Source organism: Micromonospora sp. NPDC047707, assembly GCF_040704235.1.
GTDB lineage: Bacteria > Actinomycetota > Actinomycetes > Mycobacteriales > Micromonosporaceae > Micromonospora.
This window is the reverse complement of record NZ_JBEYSU010000031.1, coordinates 20,894-40,608: the sequence shown is the minus strand read 5'-3', so window position 1 is coordinate 40,608 and position 19,715 is coordinate 20,894. Positions and strand designations below refer to the sequence as shown.

19 protein-coding genes are annotated in these 19,715 nt (G+C 74.0%); 5 read left to right on the top strand and 14 right to left on the bottom strand.

All coding sequences use genetic code 11. The features are described from left to right. Positions 1–46: 46 nt before the first annotated feature. Positions 47–379 carry a hypothetical protein gene (locus AB0873_RS25555; protein WP_366602695.1) on the bottom strand — a complete coding sequence of 111 codons (333 nt, stop codon included), beginning with the start codon at positions 377–379 and terminating at the stop codon, positions 47–49. A 264-nt stretch (positions 380–643) separates the two neighbouring features. Here AB0873_RS25555 and AB0873_RS25550 point away from each other — a divergent pair, with 264 nt between their 5' ends. Beyond that, positions 644–889 carry a GntR family transcriptional regulator gene (locus AB0873_RS25550; RefSeq protein ID WP_366602694.1) on the top strand — a complete coding sequence of 82 codons (246 nt, stop codon included), beginning with the start codon at positions 644–646 and terminating at the stop codon, positions 887–889. Positions 890–937: 48 nt separating this feature from the next. Beyond that, entirely contained in the window at positions 938–1,477 is a 540-nt protein-coding gene (locus AB0873_RS25545) for a GNAT family N-acetyltransferase (protein WP_366602693.1), read from the top strand. Here AB0873_RS25545 and AB0873_RS25540 read toward each other — a convergent pair. Further along, complete coding sequence (locus AB0873_RS25540; protein WP_366602756.1) at positions 1,455–2,183, bottom strand: DNA-3-methyladenine glycosylase; 729 nt, start codon at positions 2,181–2,183, stop codon at positions 1,455–1,457. The two genes, AB0873_RS25545 and AB0873_RS25540, sit on opposite strands and share 23 nt — an antisense overlap. A gap of 76 nt (positions 2,184–2,259) precedes the next feature. Between AB0873_RS25540 and AB0873_RS25535 the strand changes: the two genes are divergently transcribed. Further along, complete coding sequence (locus AB0873_RS25535; RefSeq protein WP_366602691.1) at positions 2,260–4,818, top strand: non-ribosomal peptide synthetase; 2,559 nt, start codon at positions 2,260–2,262, stop codon at positions 4,816–4,818. Between the two features lie 117 nt (positions 4,819–4,935). Beyond that, a complete protein-coding gene (locus AB0873_RS25530) occupies positions 4,936–5,349 on the top strand; it encodes a DNA-binding protein (protein WP_366602690.1) in 414 nt (137 codons plus the stop codon). On the opposite strand, the gene AB0873_RS25525 is transcribed toward AB0873_RS25530, so the two are convergent. Further along, entirely contained in the window at positions 5,313–5,603 is a 291-nt protein-coding gene (locus AB0873_RS25525; protein WP_366602688.1) for a hypothetical protein, read from the bottom strand. The genes AB0873_RS25530 and AB0873_RS25525 overlap by 37 nt on opposite strands. 146 nt (positions 5,604–5,749) lie before the next feature. Here AB0873_RS25525 and AB0873_RS25520 point away from each other — a divergent pair, with 146 nt between their 5' ends. After that, positions 5,750–6,103: an MmcQ/YjbR family DNA-binding protein gene (locus tag AB0873_RS25520; RefSeq protein ID WP_366602686.1), complete on the top strand. Its 354-nt coding sequence runs from the start codon at positions 5,750–5,752 to the stop codon at positions 6,101–6,103. Between the two features lie 116 nt (positions 6,104–6,219). Here AB0873_RS25520 and argH read toward each other — a convergent pair whose 3' ends face one another. The 11 genes from argH to AB0873_RS25465 form a co-directional block, all read right to left on the bottom strand. Continuing rightward, positions 6,220–7,683 carry an argininosuccinate lyase gene (gene argH, locus AB0873_RS25515; protein ID WP_366602754.1) on the bottom strand — a complete coding sequence of 488 codons (1,464 nt, stop codon included), beginning with the start codon at positions 7,681–7,683 and terminating at the stop codon, positions 6,220–6,222. Positions 7,684–7,697: 14 nt separating this feature from the next. After that, positions 7,698–8,903 (bottom strand): argininosuccinate synthase, encoded by a 1,206-nt coding sequence (locus AB0873_RS25510; RefSeq protein ID WP_366602684.1) that lies wholly within the window; start codon positions 8,901–8,903, stop codon positions 7,698–7,700. Beyond that, positions 8,900–9,412: an arginine repressor gene (locus AB0873_RS25505; RefSeq protein ID WP_366602682.1), complete on the bottom strand. Its 513-nt coding sequence runs from the start codon at positions 9,410–9,412 to the stop codon at positions 8,900–8,902. The genes AB0873_RS25510 and AB0873_RS25505 overlap by 4 nt, the downstream gene beginning before the upstream one ends. Further along, a complete protein-coding gene (argF, locus tag AB0873_RS25500) occupies positions 9,409–10,380 on the bottom strand; it encodes an ornithine carbamoyltransferase (RefSeq protein WP_366602680.1) in 972 nt (323 codons plus the stop codon). The genes AB0873_RS25505 and argF overlap by 4 nt, the downstream gene beginning before the upstream one ends. Continuing rightward, complete coding sequence (locus AB0873_RS25495; protein WP_155332702.1) at positions 10,377–11,684, bottom strand: acetylornithine transaminase; 1,308 nt, start codon at positions 11,682–11,684, stop codon at positions 10,377–10,379. The genes argF and AB0873_RS25495 overlap by 4 nt, the downstream gene beginning before the upstream one ends. Next, positions 11,681–12,616: an acetylglutamate kinase gene (argB, locus tag AB0873_RS25490; protein ID WP_366602678.1), complete on the bottom strand. Its 936-nt coding sequence runs from the start codon at positions 12,614–12,616 to the stop codon at positions 11,681–11,683. Before argB ends, AB0873_RS25495 begins: the two co-directional genes overlap by 4 nt. Beyond that, positions 12,613–13,785 (bottom strand): bifunctional glutamate N-acetyltransferase/amino-acid acetyltransferase ArgJ, encoded by a 1,173-nt coding sequence (gene argJ, locus AB0873_RS25485; RefSeq protein ID WP_366602676.1) that lies wholly within the window; start codon positions 13,783–13,785, stop codon positions 12,613–12,615. The genes argB and argJ overlap by 4 nt, the downstream gene beginning before the upstream one ends. After that, a complete protein-coding gene (argC, locus tag AB0873_RS25480; protein ID WP_366602674.1) occupies positions 13,782–14,783 on the bottom strand; it encodes an N-acetyl-gamma-glutamyl-phosphate reductase in 1,002 nt (333 codons plus the stop codon). Before argC ends, argJ begins: the two co-directional genes overlap by 4 nt. A gap of 214 nt (positions 14,784–14,997) precedes the next feature. Then, positions 14,998–17,544, bottom strand: coding sequence for a phenylalanine--tRNA ligase subunit beta (gene pheT / locus AB0873_RS25475; RefSeq protein WP_366602672.1), 2,547 nt, complete (start codon positions 17,542–17,544; stop codon positions 14,998–15,000). Positions 17,545–17,579: 35 nt separating this feature from the next. Beyond that, on the bottom strand, positions 17,580–18,647 hold the full coding sequence (gene pheS / locus AB0873_RS25470) for a phenylalanine--tRNA ligase subunit alpha (protein ID WP_366602670.1): 1,068 nt from the start codon (positions 18,645–18,647) through the stop codon (positions 17,580–17,582). Between the two features lie 167 nt (positions 18,648–18,814). Further along, positions 18,815–19,705 (bottom strand): RNA methyltransferase, encoded by an 891-nt coding sequence (locus AB0873_RS25465; protein ID WP_366602668.1) that lies wholly within the window; start codon positions 19,703–19,705, stop codon positions 18,815–18,817. Positions 19,706–19,715: the final 10 nt, after the last annotated feature.

The following is a 19,715-nucleotide window of genomic DNA, read 5'->3' as shown; positions in this document are numbered from 1 at the left end:
GGTCCGGGCACGTGCTTGGTCTCGGCGCCGCGAGGCGGCCACCGCACTAGCGGGCAGCCTCGTCACGGCTGGATCGCGTGTGCAGGAAGGCAGCCAGCAGGGCGGTGACGAGGCCAGCCACCAGCAGGATCCTTATCACGTTGAACAGCACCACGTCGCCCACGGAGTGGGGCGGAAAGACGTCCTTGACCAGCCAGCCGACGCCCATCCCCAGCCCCAGACAGCCGTGCATCGCGGCCCGCAGGCGCGGGAAGGGCTGCGGGCGGCCAAAGATCCGAGGCACCGCTGTGCCGCCACCGGTCCTGGCGAGCAGCACGGCGGCGACGGCCAGGTTGGCCGCAGCGGCCACGACGGCCAAGACCAGGTCCACCGACCCCATGGGGCCACACGCTATCGCACAGGTGTCCGGCCGGGATCAGCGGAAATTGCCGGCCAGTCTTCCGATCCCTCACCCGCCCGGCCGCCGTCCTCCGCAAGCCGGACGGGCCGATACGACGCAGACCAGGCAGGGCGCCACAATCGTGGTCCGGCCTAACGGGACCGGCACGGTCCGTCGTGGCCGTCGCGCCGCCGGCAGCGGCCGGCACCGTCGATCCGGGCGTCACACCAGACACGGGTGTGGGCCTAGCTGGGAGTACTTCGCATGCCCGCACCACGGAAGTTCGAGCCGCACTACCGGCGGATTCTCGCCGACATCAGAGGGCGCATCGCTTCGGGCGAGTGGCCACCCGGCCACAAGCTGCCCTCGACCAAGGCGCTCGCCGAGATGTACGAGGTCGGCAGCCAGACGACAGTCCGCCAGGCCATCACGATCCTCATCGAGACGGGTGAGCTGTACGGCCACCAAGGCCTGGGCGTCTTCGTCGCCGAACGAGACAACGAGTCGTAGAAGATGAGCGAGGGCAGCCCTCCGGTGCGGCCGCGCCCAGCGTCCGACATGGCGAACCGCAGCGTGCAACTCCGCGGCGATGGTCTCCTGCTCCGCGAATGGGTGGACGCTGATCTCGCTGAAATGGTGCCGCTCTTCGATGATCCCGAAGTTGCCTACCGGACTCCGGTGGTGACTCCGTTCGGCCGCCACGCCGCTGAGGACTACCTGGCAAGAGCCCGCCAGGCGACGGCCGACGGTACGAGGCTCCACCTGGCGGTAACGGTTGGTGGCGGACCGATCGGAGGCGAGGTCATCCTCAACCGAATCACCGCCATGATCGCTTACACGGTGGCACCGGCGTATCGACGGCAAGGGCTAGCGACCAGAGCTGTCCGGCTGCTGACCCGGTACGCGTACGAAGTCGCCGGCCTACCCGCGGTCTTCCTCCAGATCGAGGCCGACAACGTCGGTAGCGTCGCGGTCGCCAGAGCGACCGGATTCCGACTTCTTGAGGAGTCACCCGAGATGGTGGAGGACAAGGGCAGACGCTATGCCCTGCATCGGTGGGCGCACGTGAACGGCGTCAGGAGGCAGGCGTCTTCGTGACGCCACCACCGTCAGAACTCGGATCGAGGCGCTGGGGCTGGCTCCGCGAGGCTCCGTGATCAGCCGCGATCGGCTGGCCGCGTCGGCGGGGAACGTGCCGGCGGTAGGTGCTGACGGTCGGGTCGCCGGTGATCCAGAACCGCCAGGGCACGTCGTGCGCGCCGGTCACCCCGACCCGCGGCCCGGCCGTGACGGCCTCCTCCGGCACCGGTTCGGCCGGCGGCAGCAGCCGGACCGGGCCGTCGCCGAGCAGGTACGCGCCGTAGACCGACCGGTCGATCCCCAGCGCCGCGCAGAGCCGGGCCGGCCCGCGCGCGAGATCCACATCCCGGCGTACGGCGGGGCGCCGGGCGCGGGCGGCGTCGAGGCCGTCGACCACCTCGCCGGCCCGCAGCAGCACCGCCGAGGCCTCCCCGTCCGGGCCGGTCACCACGTTCACGCACCAGTGCATGCCGTAGGTGAAGTAGACGTAGGCGTGCCCGGCCGGCCCGAACATCACCGTGTTGCGCGGGGTGCGGCCCCGGTGGGCGTGCGAGGCGGGATCACCGGCCGTGCCGGCGTACGCCTCCACCTCGGTGACGCGGACGGTGACCCCGCCGGCGGACAGTCGGGCGCCGAGCAGGCCGCGGGCGGCCGGCACCACCGGCCCGGCGAGCAGGTCGGCAAGCTCCGCGAGGGCAGCGGGGCGTCGGTCGGGACGGGTCACCACGGCTGCGACCCTATCCGGCCGTGACGGCGGTCGCCCGGCACTAGGAAGCAAGGCCAGCCTTACCTTAGAGTTGGTGCCCGTGACACCCCTGTCCTCCCTGGTCCCGGCCGTCGGGGCGGTGCCGTTCGTTCGCGACCTGGCCGCCCACGGCGGCCGTCCCGCCGTCGTCACCCGGGACGGGCAGATCTCCTACACCGACCTCGCCGAGCGGGTCGCCGTCACGGCCCGGCGGCTGGGCGCCGGCCGACGGCTGGTGCTGGTGGTCGGCGCGAACACGGTCGACTCGCTGGTCGCGTACCTGGCCGCCCTGCACGCCGGCCACCCCGTGCTGCTGGTGCCCGGCGGGCACGACGCGGCGCTCAGCGGCCTGGTCGACGCGTACGACCCGGACGTGGTGGTCGGCCCGGCCGACGGCGGCTGGCGGGTCGAGCACCGCCGGGCGGCGTCGGCGCACGACCTGCACCCGGACCTGGCGTTGCTGCTCAGCACCTCCGGCTCGACCGGCTCACCGAAGCTGGTCCGGCTGTCGCAGGCGAACCTCCAGGCCAACGCGGAGTCGATCGCCGGCTACCTGGGCATCCGGGACACCGACCGGGCGGCCACCACCCTGCCCCTGCACTACTGCTACGGCCTGTCGGTGGTCAACAGCCACCTGGTCCGGGGCGCCGCACTGGTGCTGACCGACCTGTCGGTCGCCGACACCTGCTTCTGGGAGCTGTTCCGGGACACCCGGGCAACCACGTTCGCCGGGGTGCCGTACACCTTCGACCTGCTGGACCGGGTCGGCTTCGCCGCGATGGACCTGCCGCACCTGCGCTACGTCACCCAGGCCGGCGGCCGGCTCGCCCCGGACCGGGTGCGCCGGTACGCCGAGCTGGGCCGCCGCGCCGGCTGGGACCTCTTCGTGATGTACGGGCAGACCGAGGCGACCGCCCGGATGGCGTACCTCCCGCCGGACCTGGCCCTCGACCACCCGGCGGCGATCGGCGTGCCGGTGCCCGGCGGCGCCTTCCGGCTCGCCCCGGTCGCCGACCACCCCGACCCGGACGCCGGCGAGCTGGTGTACGCCGGCCCGAACGTCATGCTCGGCTACGCGCACTCCCCCGCCGACCTGGCGCTCGGCCGCACCGTCGACGAGCTGCACACCGGCGACCTGGCCCGGCGGACGCCGGAGGGCCTGTGGGAGATCGTCGGCCGGCGCAGCCGGTTCGCCAAGATCCTGGGGCTGCGGATCGACCCGCAGCAGATCGAGGCGCTGCTGGCCGCGCACGGGATCACCGCGACCTGCGTGGGCGGGGACGACGAGCTGATCGTGGCAGTGGCCGGCGCGGGCGACCCTCGCCGGCTCCGCCGCCTGGTCGCCGACGAGGTGGGGCTGCCGCCCCGGGCGGTGCGGATCCTCGTGCTCGCCGAGCTGCCCCGGCTCGCCTCGGGCAAGCCGGACCTGGCGGCGCTGCGCGGGCTGGCCGCCGCCGGGGTCGAGGCCCCGGCGCCCGAACCGACCGCCGCCGGTGACCTCTGCCAGCTGTACGCGCAGGTGCTCGACCGCACCGACGTCACCCCGGACCTGAGCTTCGTCGACCTCGGCGGCGACTCCCTGTCGTACGTCGAGATGTCGGTGCGGCTGGAGCAGGAGCTGGGGCACCTGCCGGCGAACTGGCACACCCTGCCGATCGCGGAGCTGCGCGGCCGGGAGGGGGATCGGGGGCGGCGCTCCCCCGAGTCGCGCCGGCGGCGCTCGCTGGAGACCAGCGTGGCGCTGCGGGCGGCGGCGATCGTGCTGATCGTCGGCTCGCACATCCCGCTGTTCACGATCACCGGCGGGGCGCACCTGCTGCTCGCGGTCGCCGGCTTCAACTTCGCCCGGTTCCAGCTCACCGGCGCCGGCCGGCGCGACCGGCTGCGGCAGATCGGCGCGAGCCTGCTACGCGTCGTGCTGCCGACGACCGCCTGGATCGGCGCGGTCATGCTGGTCAACGACCAGTACGAGCTGAGCACCCTGCTGCTGGTCAACAGCGTCCTCCGGCCCGACGTGCCGGACGGCTGGCACTTCTGGTTCGTCGAGGCGGTGGTCTACCTGCTGGTGGGCCTGGCCGCGCTGCTCGGGCTGCGCCGGGTGGACCGCTGGGAGCGACGGCATCCCTTCGCCTTCCCGCTGGGGCTGACCGCGCTCGCGCTCCTCGGCCGGTACGACGTGTTCGGCCTCGACGCCCGCCACGACCTGCCGTCGGCGCTGGTGGCCGGCTGGCTGTTCACGCTGGGGTGGGCGGCCGCCCGGGCCGACGGGGTGCGACAGCGGCTGCTGGTGACCGCCGCGGTCGCCGTCACGGTGCCGGGCTTCTTCGGGCAGCCGTGGCGGGAGGCGCTGATCGTGGCCGGCTTCGCGCTGCTGACCTGGAAGCCGACCGTGCCGAGCCTGGCCGTGGTCAACAAGGTGGCCGGGGTCCTCGCTGCCGGCTCGCTCTACATCTACCTGACCCACTGGCAGGTCTACCCGCACCTGCGGGACCTGCCGCTGGTCGCCCTCGCCGCGTCGATCGCGCTGGGCATCGCGTACGCGGCCCTGGTCAACCGGGTCTGGCGGTGGGTGACCTCGCTCCGCCGCCGCGAGACTGTCGCCGTGATCGATTGACGCTCAGCCGGCCCGTCCACGGGTCGACACCCGACGGACCATCATCCGATCTTGGCAGCACCTCAACGCTTCAATAGTTCGTTGAGAACAGGACGTTGATGTGGTTGGGTCGGAGGCATGACCGACGCCTTCGTCACGCCTGACGCCTCCCGCGCCCGCGCCGAGCGCACGTACGCGGCCCTGCACCGCATCGCCGAGCGGCACGCCGGCACCGATGCCCGCCGCCGCCGGCACACGAACCCGTACCTGCCCGACGCGTACGAGGCCGTCGCTCTGGTCACCGCGCTCGCCGCCGGGGGCGCACAACGTGAGCCCGACGAGGAGCCACTCGACGACGCGGACCTCACCGCCGCGCTCACCCTGGTGCCGCACCTGCGCGCCGAGATCGACGCGATGGAAGCCGGGCTGCTCGCCCTCGCCCGCGCCCGGGGGCTCACCTGGCAGGCAGTCGCCTTCGGCCTGGGACTGGGCAGCGCGCAGGCCGCCAAGCAGCGCTACGAACGCCTCGCCGCCCGCACCGCCCCCGACTGAGGCCGGCCCTGCTCACCCGGGCCTGGGTCGGCTGCCTGCCGGTCCGGGTGCCACGGCAGCCATTTGCGTTCCACCTCGGCGACGAGGTCGACGCCACCGTGCCGGGCCAGCAGCAGGACCTGGCACAGCACGTCGGCGAGTTCGGCCCGGTACGCCTCGTCGAGCTGCTCCGGCGTGTGCCCCTTGTCCCGCGCCTGCCCGGCGCGCATGAGGAACACCTGGGTCAGCTCCCCCACCTCCTCCTGCAGCTTCACAGGAACCAGGTGCCGGACCGGTCGATGCCGTGCCGCGTGGCGTAGAGGCGGGAAATGGCCTCGACCTCGTCGGTGAGCTGATGCAGATCCACGGCGGCGAGCATAGGAGACTGGGCGCTGCCGGGTCGGTCGGCAGGGAGGGTGTGATGGAGCGCGAGGAGATGCGGGCGTACTGCCTGGGCAAGCCGGGCGCGTGGCTGGACCAGCCCTGGGAGGGCGACGAGGTGGTCAAGGTCGGTAGCCGGATCTTCGCCTTCCTCGGCTCGCCCGAGGCGGAGCCGAGGATCGGGGTGAAGTGCGGCCCCAACCGGGACGTCGCCGACGAGTGGATCCACCGGTACCCGGCGGACGCGAAGCCGTCGCCCTACATCGGCCGGTCCGGCTGGAACACGCTGCGCCTGGACGGCGAGATCGAGGACGAGGAGCTGACCGTCGCCGTCGACGCGTCGTACGACGCGGTGGTGGCGAAGCTGCCGAAGCGGGAACGCCCGACGGGGTGAGCTCGGGACGGGTCGGGCGGCAACTTCGGGGAAACTGCTGTTTCACCAGGCCGGGAGGCAACAGCTTCCCCGAAGTTGCGCGAGATCGCGCGCGCGACGAGGGGTGCGGCGGTCGCTCAGCGAGGGACGACCCGCTCGGCGGCCCACTCCTTCCAGCCGGCCAGCTTGTCCGCGGCGGCGGCGAGCTGGTCGGCGACCGGACCGGGGCCGGTGGACCCGGGCGTGGTCCGGGCCGCCAGGGCGGAACGCACCGAGAGGACGTCCCGCACCGACGGGTCGAGGTGCTCGCTGACCGCCGCGAGGTCGTCGTCGGAGACCTCGTCGAGGGCGCAGTCGCGCGCCACGCACAGCGCGACCAGCTTGCCGGTGATCTCGTGCGCGTCCCGGAACGACACGCCCCGGCGGACCAGCCAGTCGGCCACCTCGGTGGCGAGGGAGAAGCCCACCGGCGCGGCGGCGACCAGCCGGTCGACGCGTACCGTCATCGTCGAGATCATGCCCGCGAGCGCCGGCAGCAGCAGCTCCAGGGTGTCGACCGCGTCGAAGGCCGGCTCCTTGTCCTCCTGCATGTCCCGGTCGTACGTCATCGGCAGGCCCTTGAGCATGGTGAGCACGCTCATCAGCCCGCCGACCAGCCGGCCGGACTTGCCGCGGGCCAGCTCGGCGACGTCTGCGTTCTTCTTCTGCGGCATGATCGACGAGCCGGTGGCGAAGGCGTCGTCCAGCTCCACCCAGCCGAACTCCTGCGACGTCCACAGCACCACCTCCTCGCCGAGGCGGGACAGGTGCACGCCGATCAGCGCGGTGACGAAGAGGAACTCGGCGACGAAGTCCCGGTCGGCGACCGCGTCCATGGAGTTGGCGAAGGACGTGCGGAAGCCCAGCTCCTTGGCGACCGCCACCGGGTCCAGCGGCAGGCCGGAACCGGCCAGCGCGCCGGCGCCGAGCGGGCTGATCGCCGTGCGGTGATCCCAGTCGCGCAGGCGTTCCAGGTCGCGCAGCAGCGGCTGTACGTGGGCGAGCAGCCAGTGCCCGAACGTGACCGGCTGGGCGTGCTGGAGGTGCGTCATGCCGGGCGCGGCGGTGTCCACGTGCCGCTCGGCCTGCTCGACCAGCGCCTCGGCGAGTTCGACCAGGCGGGCGGCCACACCTCGGGCGTGGTCCCGCAGGTACAGCCGCAGGTCGGTGGCGACCTGGTCGTTGCGGGACCGGCCGGCGCGCAGCTTGCCGCCGAGGCTGCCGAGCCGCTCCAGCAGGCCGCGTTCCAGCGCGGTGTGCACGTCCTCGTCGTCGATGGTGGGGCGGAACTGGCCGGAGGCGCAGGCCGCCTCCAGGTCGTCCAGCGCCGCCAGGATCCTCCCCAGCTCCTCCGGGTCGAGCAGGCCGGCACCGGCCAGGACCCGGGCGTGCGCCCGGGAACCCGCGATGTCGTACGGGGCGAGGCGCCAGTCGAACTGCACGCTCACCGACAGCCGCGCGAGGGCCTCGGCGGGGCCGCCGGCGAACCGGCCACCCCACAGGCTCGTCCGGTTGGTGGCGGCGGTGTTCTCGGTCAGGCTCTTGTCGTCCACCCCGCCCATTGTGGTGCCCACGATCAGGAGCCACCCAACCGGGCGTCCCGGGCGGCGGCCATCTTGCTGGGCAGACCCCACAGCTGCACGAAACCCTTGGCGAGCGACTGGTCGAAGGTGTCGCCGGTGTCGTAGGTGGCCAGGCCGAAGTCGTAGAGGCTGGCCTCCGACCGCCGGCCGGTGACGGTGGCCCGTCCACCGTGCAGGGTGAGCCGCACCTCGCCGGACACCTGCTTCTGGGCGTCGTCGATGAACGCGTCCAGCGCGTACTTCAACGGGGAGAACCACAGGCCGTCGTAGACCAGCTCGCCCCAGCGCTGGTCGACGCCGCGCTTGAACCGGGCCAGGTCCCGCTCGACGGTGACCGCCTCCAGTTCCTGGTGGGCGGTGATCAGCGCGATCGCGCCCGGCGCCTCGTACACCTCGCGGCTCTTGATGCCGACGAGCCGGTCCTCGACCATGTCGAGCCGGCCGACGCCCTGGGCGCCGGCGCGCCGGTTCAGCTCCAGGACCGCCTGGTACGGGGTGACGGTCTCGCCGTCGATGGCGACCGGGTTGCCGCCGTCGAAGGTGATGACGACCTCGTCGGCGTCCCGCTCCTGCGCCGGGTCGGACGTGTACGAGTACAGGTCCTCGACGGGGCCGTTCCAGATGTCCTCCAGGAAGCCCGTCTCGACGGCGCGGCCCCACAGGTTCTGGTCGATCGAGTAGGGCGACTTCGCCGTCACGTCGATCGGCAGGCCCTTCTCCTCGGCGAAGGCGATGGCCTTGTCCCGGGTCCAGGCGAAGTCCCGGGCCGGCGCGACGATCTTCAGGTCGGGGGCGAGCGCGCCCAGACCGACCTCGAAGCGGACCTGGTCGTTGCCCTTGCCGGTGCAGCCGTGCGACACGATGGTGCCGCCGTGCTTGCGGGCTGCGGCGACGAGGTGCTTGACGATCAGCGGGCGGCTCAGCGCGGAGACCAGCGGGTAGCGGTCCATGTAGAGGGCGTTGGCGCGGATCGCCGGCAGGCAGTAGTCGGCGGCGAACTCGTCGCGCGCGTCGACCACCTCGGCCTCCACCGCGCCGCAGTCCAGGGCGCGCTGCCGGATCGCGTCGAGATCCTCGCCGCCCTGCCCGACGTCGACCGCCACCGCGATCACCTCGGCGCCGGTCTGCTCGGCCAGGTAGGGAATGGCGACGGAGGTGTCCAGCCCTCCGGAGTACGCCAGGACGACCCGCTCGGTCATGATGTGCTCCCTTCAACGTTGTCTTCGCGGCGGGCCCAGCCGGCGAGCTTGTCGCCGAGCGCGGCTCCGCCGTCGGCCTCGCGGGCCACGACGAGGATGGTGTCGTCGCCGGCGATCGTGCCGACGACCTCGGGCAGGCCCGCTCGGTCCAACGCGCTGGCCAGGTAGTGGGCTGCGCCCGGCGGGGTGCGCAGCACGGCGATGTTGCCGCTGGAGTCGACCCCGTTGAGCAGCTCGCGCAGCAGCCGCACCAGGCGGGCCGGTGCGGCCTCCGCCTCGCGGAGCGGGCGGTGGCCGTCCTCGGGGATCAGGTAGACGCCGCGCCCGTCGCCGCCGCGGACGGTCACCGCGCCCAGCTCCTTCAGGTCCCGCGAGAGGGTGGCCTGGGTGACCTGGACGCCCTCGCCGGCGAGCAGTTCGGCCAGCTCGGTCTGCGAGTGGATCGCCTTGTCACGGATCAGCTCGACGATGCGGCCGTGGCGGGCGGCCCGGGTCAGCGGGGCGGTCATGGTGTCTCCCTGGTGGTGGCGTCCAGCGCCACCACGTCCGGGGCGGGTGCGGCCCCGAGGAGGAACGTCAGCAGCGCCTTCTGGGCGTGCAGCCGATTCTCCGCCTGGTCGAAGACCGCGCTCCGCGGGCCGTCGAGCACCTCGTCGGTGATCTCCTCGCCGCGGTGCGCGGGCAGGCAGTGCAGCACGATCGCGTGCGGCGCGGCGTGCGCGAGGAGCGCGGCGTTGACCTGGTACGGCAGGAAGGGCGTGATCCGGTCCAGGCCGTCCTCCTCCTGGCCCATGGAGGTCCAGGTGTCGGTGGCGATCACGTCGGCGCCGCGGGCGGCCCCGACCGGGTCGGTTCCGGCGCGGACCGACCCGCCGGTGCCGGCGGCGATCTTCTCGGCGCGGGCCAGCACGTCCGGGTCGGGCTGGAAGCCGGCCGGCCCGGCCACCCGTACGTGCATGCCGGCGATGGCTCCGGCCAGCAGGTACGAGTGGGCCATGTTGTTGCCCGCGTCCCCGACGTAGGCGAGGGTCCGCCCGGCGGTGCCGCCGAGGCGCTCCCGGACGGTGAGCAGGTCGGCCAGCAACTGGCACGGGTGGTAGGTGTCGGTGAGCGCGTTGACCACCGGCACGGTGGCATGGGCGGCGACCTCGGCGATGCGGTCGTCGCCGTGGGTGCGCAGCACGATCGCCGCCACGTAGCGGGACAGCACCCGGCCGGCGTCGGCGAGGGTCTCCCCGCGACCGAAGTGGGTGACCTGCGTGTCCACGACGAGCGGGTGCCCACCCAGCTCGGCGATGCCGGCGTCGAAGGAGATCCGGGTGCGCAGGCTCTGCTTGTCGAACAGCACCGCCACCGACCGCGGCCCGGCGAGCGGCTTGTACGCGAACCGGTCGGCCTTCATCCGCGCGGCGAGGCCGAGCACGGTCGACTGCTCGGTGGGCGAGAGGTCGTCGTCCCGCAGGAAGTGCCGGATCATGTGGTCTCCTCCGGGCAGGTCGGGCCGGTGCCGCCGAGGACGGCCGGCGCGCTGTCGGCGAAGCCGGCCGGGCCGGCGGGTGCGGCGGCCTCGCGGGCCTCGCTGACCGACGGTGCGGTGGCGAGCGCGGCGTCGGCGAGCGCGGCGGAGTCGAGGGCGGCCGGCAGGGCGGCGAGGAACGCGTCGACCTGGGCGGCGCCGAGGATCAACGGCGGGGCGAGCCGGACCACGTCCGGTTGCACGGCGTTGACCAGGAAACCGGCGTCCCGCAGCGCGCTGGCCACGGTGCCGGCGACCGGCCCGGTGAGCGCGATCCCGAGCAGCAGGCCAGCGCCTCGGACCTCGATGACCAGGGAGTGGCCGAGCGCCTCGATCCCCCGGCGCAGCCGCTCCCCGATCCGTTTGACGTGGTCGAGCAGCCCCTCGTTGGCGATGGTGGCGACGACCGCGAGGGCGGCCGCGCAGCTGACCGGGTTGCCGCCGAACGTCGTGCCGTGCGAGCCGGGACCGAGCAGTTCGGCGGCCGGGCCGAAGGCCAGGCAGGCACCGATGGGCAGCCCACCGCCGAGGCCCTTGGCGAGGGTGACCACGTCCGGCTCGACGCCGTCGGCCTGGTGGGCGAACCAGTGCCCGGTCCGGCCGACGCCGGTCTGCACCTCGTCGAGCACCAGCAGGGCGCCGTGGGCGGCGGTGATCCGCCGGGCCTCGGCCAGGTAGCCGGGGGGCGGGACGACGACGCCGTTCTCGCCCTGGATCGGCTCCAGGATCACCATCGCGGTCGCCTCGGTGACGACCGCCGCCAGCGCGGCGGCGTCGCCGTACTCGACGTGGGTGACGTCGCCCGGGAGGGGCCGGAACGGGTCGGCCTTGGCCGGCTGCCCGGTGAGCGCCAGCGCGCCCATGGTCCGGCCGTGGAAGCCGCCCCGGGTGGCGACCACGTGGGTGCGCCCGGTGAGCCGGGACAGCTTGAAGGCCGCCTCGTTCGCCTCCGCGCCGGAGTTGGTGAAGAACACCCGGCCGGGCCGCCCGGCGAGCGCCAGCAGCAGCTCGGCGAGGGCCACCGGGGGTTCGGCGGCGTACAGGTTGGACACGTGCCCGAGGGTGGCGACCTGCTTGGACACGGCCGCCACCACCGCCGGGTGGGCGTGTCCGAGCGCGTTGACGGCGATGCCGCCGAGCAGGTCGACGTACTCCCGGCCGGCATCGTCGACCACGACGGCGCCGGAGCCGGAGACCAACGCGAGCGGCGGCGTGCCGTAGCTGTCCATCATGGACTGCCGCCAGCGGTCGAGAAGGGTGCTCATGCCGGCACCACGCCTTCCTCGGTCACGACCGCGGGACCCGCGGGCTCCGCGCTCACGACCATCGTTCCGAAGCCTTCCGACGTGAACACTTCCAGCAGCGTGGAATGGGCGACCCGGCCGTCGACCACGTGCGCGGCGGGCACTCCCCCGCGCACCGCCCGCAGGCACGCCTCCATCTTCGGGACCATGCCGGACTCCAGCGACGGCAGCAGCTTCGCCAGCTCGTCGTCGCTGATCTCGCTGATCACGCTCGACGTGTCCGGCCAGTCGGCGTAGAGGCCCGGCACGTCGGTGAGGACGACGAGCTTGCGGGCCTCCAGGGCGACCGCCAGCGCGGCGGCGGCCGTGTCGGCGTTGAGGTTGTGCAGCACCCCGTCCGCGTCCGGGGCCACCGTGGAGATCACCGGGATCCGGCCGGCCGCGATCAGGTCGGTGACCGCCGAGACGTCCACCGACTCCACGTCGCCGACCTGGCCGACGTCGACCGGCTGCCCGTCGACGTACGCGGGCCGCCGGACGGCGGTGAACAGGCCGGCGTCCTCGCCGGAGAGGCCGACGGCGAACGGGCCGTACGCGTTGACCAGCCCGACGAGCTGCCGTCCCACCTGGCCGACGAGCACCATGCGGACCACGTCCATCGCCTCCGGCGTGGTCACCCGCAGCCCGCCCCGGAACTCGCTGTCGATGCCCAGCCGGCCCAGCATGGCCGAGATCTGCGGGCCGCCGCCGTGCACCACGACCGGCTTGAGGCCCGCGTAGCGCAGGAACACCATGTCGGCGGCGAACGCCTGCTGCAGCTCCGGGTCGACCATGGCGTTGCCGCCGTACTTGACCACGACGGTCGAGCCGGAGAAACGGGCCAGCCAGGGCAGCGCCTCGATCAGCGTCGCGGCCTTGGCCTGGGCGCGGGTGAGGTCGGTGGTGAGGCTCATGTCGAGTACGCCGAGTTCTCGTGCACGTACGCGTGCGACAGGTCGTTCGTCCAGACGGTCGCCTCGGCGTCACCGGCGTGCAGGTCGATGCGGATGGTCACGTCCCGCCCGGTCAGGTCCACCTTCGACCGGTCCTCGGCGGCGGCCCCGCCCCGGCACACCCACACGCCGTTGACGGCCACGTCGACCGCGTCCGGCTCGAACGCGGCGGCCGTGGTGCCCACCGCGGCGAGGATCCGTCCCCAGTTCGGGTCGTTGCCGAACAGCGCGGTCTTGACCAGGTTGTTGCGGGCCACGCTGCGGGCGACCTCGACCGCGTCGTCCTCACGGGCCGCGCCGACCACCTCGATCGCGAGCTGCTTGGTGGCGCCCTCGGCGTCGGCGATCAGCTGCTGCGCGAGGTCGTGGCACGCGGCGGTGACCGCGGCGGTCAGCTCCGCCTCGGTGGGCGCGATGCCGCTCGCGCCGCTGGCCAGCAGCAGCACGGTGTCGTTCGTGGACATGCAGCCGTCGGAGTCGATCCGGTCGAACGTCACCCGGCAGGCCGCCCGCAGCGCCGCGTCCAGGGTCTCCGGGCCGGCCACCGCGTCGGTGGTGAGGACGCAGAGCATCGTGGCCAGCGCCGGCGCGAGCATCCCCGCGCCCTTGGCCATGCCGCCGACGGTCCAGCCGCTGCCCTGGGCGACGGCGTTCTTCGGCCGGGTGTCGGTCGTCATGATGGCCTGGGCGGCGGCCGGCCCGCCGTCCCGGCCGAGCGCCCGGACGGCGTCGCGGACGCCGGGGAGCAGCTTGCCCATGGGCAGCCGCTCGCCGATCAGGCCGGTGGAGCAGACCGCGACCTCGCCGGCGGCGAGCAACAGCCGGGGGCTGGCCCCGGTGAGCGCGGCGGCGGTGTGCTCGGCGGTGGCGTGGGTGTCCTGGAAGCCGCCGGGGCCGGTGCAGGCGTTGGCGCCGCCGGAGTTGAGCACCACCGCCCGGACCACGCCGCCGTGGACGACCTGCTGGGTCCAGAGCACCGGCGCGGCCTTGACCCGGTTGGCGGTGAAGACGCCGGCCACGCCGGCGTCCGGGCCGTCGTTGACGACGAGGGCGACGTCGGCCGCGCCGCTGGCCTTCAGGCCGGCCGCCACCCCGGCCGCCCGGAACCCCCGGGGCGTGGTGACACTCACGGCGCGGTCCCCCAGACGGACAGGCCGGTGGTCTCCGGCAGGCCGAGCATGATGTTGGCGTTCTGCAGGGCCTGGCCGGCCGCGCCCTTGCCGAGGTTGTCCAGGGCGCTCACCACGATCATCCGGCGGGAGTCGACGTCGACGGTGGCCTGGAGGTGGCAGGAGTTGGAGCCGAGGGTGGCGGCGGTGTGCGGCCACCGCCCCTCGGGCAGCACGTGCACGAACGGCGCGTCCGCGTACGCCTCCGCGAGCACCGCCTGCGGGTCGACACCCCGGGCGGGCACGGCGGTCACCGTCGCGAGGATGCCGCGGGGCATCGGCGCGAGCACCGGCGTGAACGACAGGCTCGTCGCGCCGGTGGCCTGCTTGATCTCCGGGACGTGCTGGTGCGCGCCGACCCGGTAGGGCGACAGGTCGCCCATCACCTCGCTGGCGAGCAGGTGGGGCTTGGCGGCGCGGCCGGCGCCCGAGGTGCCGGAGGCGGCGACCACCACCACGTCGGCGGGCTGGGCGGCGCCGGCGGCGATCAGTGGGGCGAGCGCCAGGGTGATCGTGGCGGCGTAGCAGCCGGTGTTCGCGACCCGGGTGGCGCCGGCGATCAGCTCCCGCTGGCCGGGGAGCTCGGGCAGGCCGTAGGTCCACTGCCCGGCGTGGGTGCCGCCGTAGTAGTTGGCCCAGTCGTACGGGTCGGCGAGCCGGTGGTCGGCGCCGAGGTCGACGACCCGCACGTGGGGAGGGAGCTGGGCGGCGAGCGCCGCCGACTCGCCGTGCGGCAGGGCCAGGAAGATCAGGTCCGCGTCGGCCAGGGCCGCCGGGTCGGTCGCGGTGAGCACCAGGTCCAGCCCGGTGAGCTGCGGGTGTACGGCGTCCAACCGGTGCCCGGCCTGGCTGTGCGCGGTTGCGGTGACCAGGTCGAACTCCGGGTGCCCGGCGACCAGGCGCAGCAGCTCGCCCCCGGCGTAGCCGCTCGCCCCGGCGACCGCGACTCGGATTCCCATACTCACCTCCGCATGACTATGCAGACAAGGCTAGCAATCGGCTGCATGGTCATGCAATCAGTTGCATGGGAATGTGGTCGTGTCGCGGATCACCCCGTCCGTGACGCAACGAGGCCCGTGCCGCGCTGAGCACGACACGGGCCTCACCGGTGCTGCACAGGTGTTAACAGGGGTCCCTCCCTCTACCGGAGGCGTTAACAGGGGCCCCTTCCTTTCACGCGCCCCGGAGGGTGGCGCCGTGGCGTTCGGCGGCGCGGGCGACCGCCGCGTCGCGGGCCGCCACCGCCTCCTCCACCGTCAGGGTGCGGTCGGGCGCCCGGAACGTCAGCTTGTACGCCAGCGACCGACGCCCCGCCCCGAGCTGCTCGGAGGAGTACACGTCGAACAGGCGCACCGACTCCAGCAGCTCACCGGCGCCCTCCACCAGCGCCTGCTGGACCTGCGCCGCCGGCACCGAGGCGTCCACGACCAGGGCCACGTCGATCAGTGCGGGCGGGAACGACGAGACAGCCGGCGCCTGGAGCATCGGGGCGGCGGGCACGGCGTCCAGGTTCAGCTCCATCGCGGCGGTCCGCCGGGGCAGCTCCAGCGCGGCGACGACCGCCGGGTGCAGCTCACCGGCGTGCCCGACGACGGTGTCGTCGACCAGCACCTGCGCGCACCGCCCGGGGTGCCAGGGCGCGTGCTCGGCGGCCCGCACGGTGACCCGGTCGTCGGGCAGGCCGGCCACCGCCAGCACCGTCCGCGCCGCCTCGACCGCGTCCGCCCAGCCCGCCGGGCGGCCCGCACCCCACCAGCCGGTCGGCTCGATCTCACCGGCCAGCACCACGGCGACGTGCCGCGGCTGGTCCGGCAGGACCGCGTCGGCGGCGGCGAACTCGGCGTCCGACGGGCGGTGCTCCACCCCCATGTGCGGCGGGGTCCCCGCGTCGGGGCGCAGGTGGAAGACCGCGCCGACCTCGTACAGGGCGAGGTCACGCTGGCCCCGGCCCAGGTTGCGCCGGAGCACGCCGAGCAGCGGGCCGAGCAGCGTGGTGCGCAGCAGCGGCTCCTCCTCCGACAGCGGGTTGGCCAGGCGCACCGCCCGCCGGCGCGGGTCGTCGGCCGGCAACCCGAGCAGGTCGGCCAGGTCGGGGGCGACGAACGGCTGCGACAGCACCTCGACGTACCCCTGGTCGGCGAGCGCCCGGGCGATCGCCCGGCGGCGCCGCTGCTGCCAGGTGAGGCCGCGGCCGGCCGGCGCGACCGGTAGCACGGACGGCACGCGGTCGTACCCGTCGAGGCGGACCACCTCCTCGACCAGGTCGGCCGGGTCGGTGAGGTCCGGCCGCCAGGTCGGCGGGGTGACCGTCAGCGCGACCGCGCCGCCGGCCGACACGCCGACCTCGCCCGGATCCTCGGCGAGCCGGTCCGCGCCGCCGGCGACCGTGCAGCCGACCCGCTCCAGCAGGTCGGCCACCCGCGCCGGCGGGTACGCCACCCCGACCCGCCGCGACGGCAGGTCGGCCGGCATGCTGATCGGCGTACGCGGCCGGACGTGGTCGAGGTCGAGGATCTCGTCGCCGACCGTGCCGCCGCCGTGCTCGACCAGCAGCCGGACCGCCCGCTCGATGGCGACCAGCGGCAGGGCCCGGTCGACGCCCCGTTCCCAGCGCTTCGCGGCCTCGCTGAACAGCTTGTGCCGGCGGGCGGTGCGCCCGACCATCACCGGATCCCAGTGGGCGGCCTCGAACAGCACGTTCGTGGTGCCCTCGACCACCTCGCTGGTCTCCCCGCCCATCACCGCGGCGAGCGAGACCGGCCCGGTGTCGTCGCAGATCACCATGTCCTCGGCGGCGAGCGTACGGGTCACCCCGTCCAGGGTGGTCAGCTTCTCCCCCGGCTCGGCGCGGCGGACCACCAGCGTGCCGGCGATCCGGTCCGCGTCGAACGCGTGCATCGGCTGGCCCAGTTCGAGCATCACGTAGTTGGTGATGTCGACCGGCAGCGAGATGCTGCGGACGCCGGCGGTGGTGAGCCGCTGCACCATCCAGGCGGGCGAGGGCGCGGCCGGGTCGACGCCACGCACCATCCGGGCGGCGAACCGGTCGCAGCCGACCGTGTCACGCACCTCGACCGGGTACGCGGGCCGCTCGGTGGCGCCCGGCGCCGGCACCAGCCCCGGGTCGCGGAACGGCACCCCGACGGCGTGCGCCAGCTCGCGGGCGATGCCGCGCACCGACATCTGGTAGCCGCGGTCGGGCGTCAGCTCAACCTCGACCACGACGTCGTCGAGCCCCACCACCGGGCGGGCGTCGTCGCCGGGCTTGGCCGGGCTGGACTCGGGCAGCACGATGATGCCCGAGTGGTCGTCACCGAGCCCCAGCTCCTTCGCGGAGCAGATCATGCCGTTGGAGTTGCGCCCGTACGTCCTGCGGGCCCCGATGGCGAAGTTCCCGGGCAGCACGCCGCCGGGGAGGATCACCACCACCCGGTCGCCGACGGTGAAGTTCCGCGCCCCGCAGACGATCTCCTGGAGCTCGCCGGTGCCGTTGGCGTCGCCCACGTCGACCCGGCAGAACCGGATCGGCTTCTTGAAACCGGTCAGCTCCTCGATCTCCCGGACCTCACCGACCACCAGCGGCCCGGTGACCGTCTCACCCAGGTCCACGATGGACTCGACCTCGATGCCCAGGTCCACCAGGGCCTGCTCCAGGTCGGCCGGGGCCAGGTGGGCCGGCAGCTCGACGTACTCGCGCAGCCAGCTGACAGAAACTCGCATGACTCAGACCACCGTCTCCGTAACTCGTGCCCGCACTACGCCCCGTATCCGAACGCCCGGGTGAACCGGACGTCGCCCTCGACCATGTCCCGCATGTCGCCGACACCGTGGCGGAACATGACCGTCCGGTCGATGCCCATGCCGAAGGCGAATCCGGAGTAGACCTCCGGGTCGATGCCGCAGGCCCGCAGCACGCGCGGGTTCACCATGCCGCAGCCACCCCACTCGACCCACTGCGGACCCTTGCGGTGCTCCGGGAACCACACGTCGAACTCGGCCGACGGCTCGGTGAACGGGAAGTAGTGCGGGCGCCACCGGGTCTTCGCGTCCGGGCCGAACATGGCCCGCGCGAAGTGGTCCAGGGTGCCGCGCAGGTGCGCCATCGTGATGCCCTTGTCGACCACCAGGCCCTCCACCTGGTGGAAGACCGGCGCGTGGGTGGCGTCCAGCTCGTCGGTGCGGTAGACCCGGCCGGGGCAGATCACGTAGATCGGCGGCTTGCGGGTCAGCATCATCCGCGCCTGCACCGGCGAGGTGTGGGTCCGCAGCACCAGGCCCGAACTCTCCGGTGCGACGTGGAAGGTGTCCATCAGGCCGCGCGCCGGGTGGTCCGGCGGGATGTTCAGCGCGTCGAAGTTGGTCCACTCCAGCTCGACCTCGGGACCCTCGGCCACCTCGTAGCCCATCCCGACGAAGAAGTCGCTGATCTGCTCCATGAGGGTGCTGACCGGGTGCCGCGCGCCCTGCGGGCGCCGGTCGTACGGCAGGGTGACGTCCACCCGCTCCTCGATCAGCATCCGTTCGGCCTGCTTCCGCTCGAGGACCTCGGCGCGGGCGGCGTACGCGGACTCGATCGCCCGGCGGGCCTCGTTGACCCGCTTGCCGGCGTCGGCCTTGGCGGCCGGCGGCAGCGCGCCGATCTCGCGGCGCGCCAGGGAGACCGGGGCCCGGTCACCCAGGTGCGCGGGGCGCAGCGCGGTCAGCGCGTCCGGGTCGGCGGCGTCGGCGAACGCCTTCTCGGCGGCGGCGACGGCCTCGGCCAGGGCGGCCGGGTCGAGCAGGGCGACCTGCTTCGGGTCGTACGGATCGTTGCGGTAGGTCATGGCGTACGGGCACTCCCTCACGGCGGCGCCGGCCCTCGTCAGGCGGCGAAGCGAGTCTACGGACGCGCGGCTTCGCCGCAGCCCGCCGGTGGGAGTTGTGCGGAGAGCAGGTCAGGCCCGCCGCCCGCCGACACCGGCGGGCTGGCTAAACGAACGCCGTGGCGCGTTCATGGGCGGGCACTCTCCCCTGTTGTCTCGGCCGCGCGGCCGGTCGACGGCCGGCGCTGCGCTCTCGCTGAAGCGTACAGGCACACCGCGGCGGCCGCAGCCAGGTTGAGGCTCTCGGCGCGCCCGTGCAGCGGCACCCGGACGCGGGCGTCGGCGGCGGCGGTCAGCTCGTCGGCCAGCCCGTGCGCCTCGGAGCCGAACAGCCAGGCGGTGGGGGCGGCCAGCCGGCCGGCGTCGGCGAGGTCGTCCAGGTCGTCCGCGCCGTACCCGGTGGTGGCCAGTACGGCGAGCCCGGCGGCCCGCAGCGCGGCGACCGCCGCGAGGGGGTCGGGCGCGCGCACCACGTCGACGTGGAAGAGGCTGCCGGCTGAGGCCCGCACCGCCTTGCCGTTGTACGGGTCGACCGCCTCGCCGGCGAAGACGACCACCTGGGCGCCGGCCGCGTCGGCGGTGCGCAGCACGGTGCCGGCGTTGCCCGGATCACGGATGCCGGCGAGCACCGCGACCAGCCGCGGCCCGCGCGCCAGGGCGGTGTCCAGCGGTACGTCGAGGTGCCGGCACACGGCGACGAGGCCCTGCGGGGCGACGGTCTCGGTGAGCGCGGCGAGGGCCTCGTCGGTGACCTCGGAGACGGGTACGTCGGCGGCGGCGGCGCGGGCGGCCAGGTCCGTGTACCGGTCGAGCGCGGCCGGCGTACCGAAGAGTTCCAGGACCGTGCGGGGCCGGGTGAGGGCCTCGCGGACCGCCTGCGGCCCCTCCGCCAGGAACCGGCCGGCCGCGTCGCGGTCCCGGCGGCGCTGGAGCCGACGGGCGGCGACAACCCGTGGGGTACGCGGCGTGAACGGCCCGGAGACGGCGTCGAGGCGCCTCCCGTGCGGTCGTGACTGCATGGGAGACGCC

What these genes read in the sequence shown, in the direction of transcription:
- AB0873_RS25555 (WP_366602695.1), bottom strand. Translation starts at nt 379, where the DNA reads ATGGGGTCGGTGGACCTGGTCTTGGCCGTCGTGGCCGCTGCGGCCAAC.
- AB0873_RS25550 (WP_366602694.1), top strand. Translation starts at nt 644, where the DNA reads ATGCCCGCACCACGGAAGTTCGAGCCGCACTACCGGCGGATTCTCGCC.
- AB0873_RS25545 (WP_366602693.1), top strand. Translation starts at nt 938, where the DNA reads ATGGCGAACCGCAGCGTGCAACTCCGCGGCGATGGTCTCCTGCTCCGC.
- AB0873_RS25530 (WP_366602690.1), top strand. Translation starts at nt 4,936, where the DNA reads ATGACCGACGCCTTCGTCACGCCTGACGCCTCCCGCGCCCGCGCCGAG.
- AB0873_RS25520 (WP_366602686.1), top strand. Translation starts at nt 5,750, where the DNA reads ATGGAGCGCGAGGAGATGCGGGCGTACTGCCTGGGCAAGCCGGGCGCG.
- argH (WP_366602754.1), bottom strand. Translation starts at nt 7,683, where the DNA reads ATGGGCGGGGTGGACGACAAGAGCCTGACCGAGAACACCGCCGCCACC.
- AB0873_RS25510 (WP_366602684.1), bottom strand. Translation starts at nt 8,903, where the DNA reads ATGACCGAGCGGGTCGTCCTGGCGTACTCCGGAGGGCTGGACACCTCC.
- AB0873_RS25505 (WP_366602682.1), bottom strand. Translation starts at nt 9,412, where the DNA reads ATGACCGCCCCGCTGACCCGGGCCGCCCGCCACGGCCGCATCGTCGAG.
- argF (WP_366602680.1), bottom strand. Translation starts at nt 10,380, where the DNA reads ATGATCCGGCACTTCCTGCGGGACGACGACCTCTCGCCCACCGAGCAG.
- AB0873_RS25495 (WP_155332702.1), bottom strand. Translation starts at nt 11,684, where the DNA reads ATGAGCACCCTTCTCGACCGCTGGCGGCAGTCCATGATGGACAGCTAC.
- argB (WP_366602678.1), bottom strand. Translation starts at nt 12,616, where the DNA reads ATGAGCCTCACCACCGACCTCACCCGCGCCCAGGCCAAGGCCGCGACG.
- argC (WP_366602674.1), bottom strand. Translation starts at nt 14,783, where the DNA reads ATGGGAATCCGAGTCGCGGTCGCCGGGGCGAGCGGCTACGCCGGGGGC.
- pheT (WP_366602672.1), bottom strand. Translation starts at nt 17,544, where the DNA reads ATGCGAGTTTCTGTCAGCTGGCTGCGCGAGTACGTCGAGCTGCCGGCC.
- pheS (WP_366602670.1), bottom strand. Translation starts at nt 18,647, where the DNA reads ATGACCTACCGCAACGATCCGTACGACCCGAAGCAGGTCGCCCTGCTC.
- AB0873_RS25465 (WP_366602668.1), bottom strand. Translation starts at nt 19,705, where the DNA reads ATGCAGTCACGACCGCACGGGAGGCGCCTCGACGCCGTCTCCGGGCCG.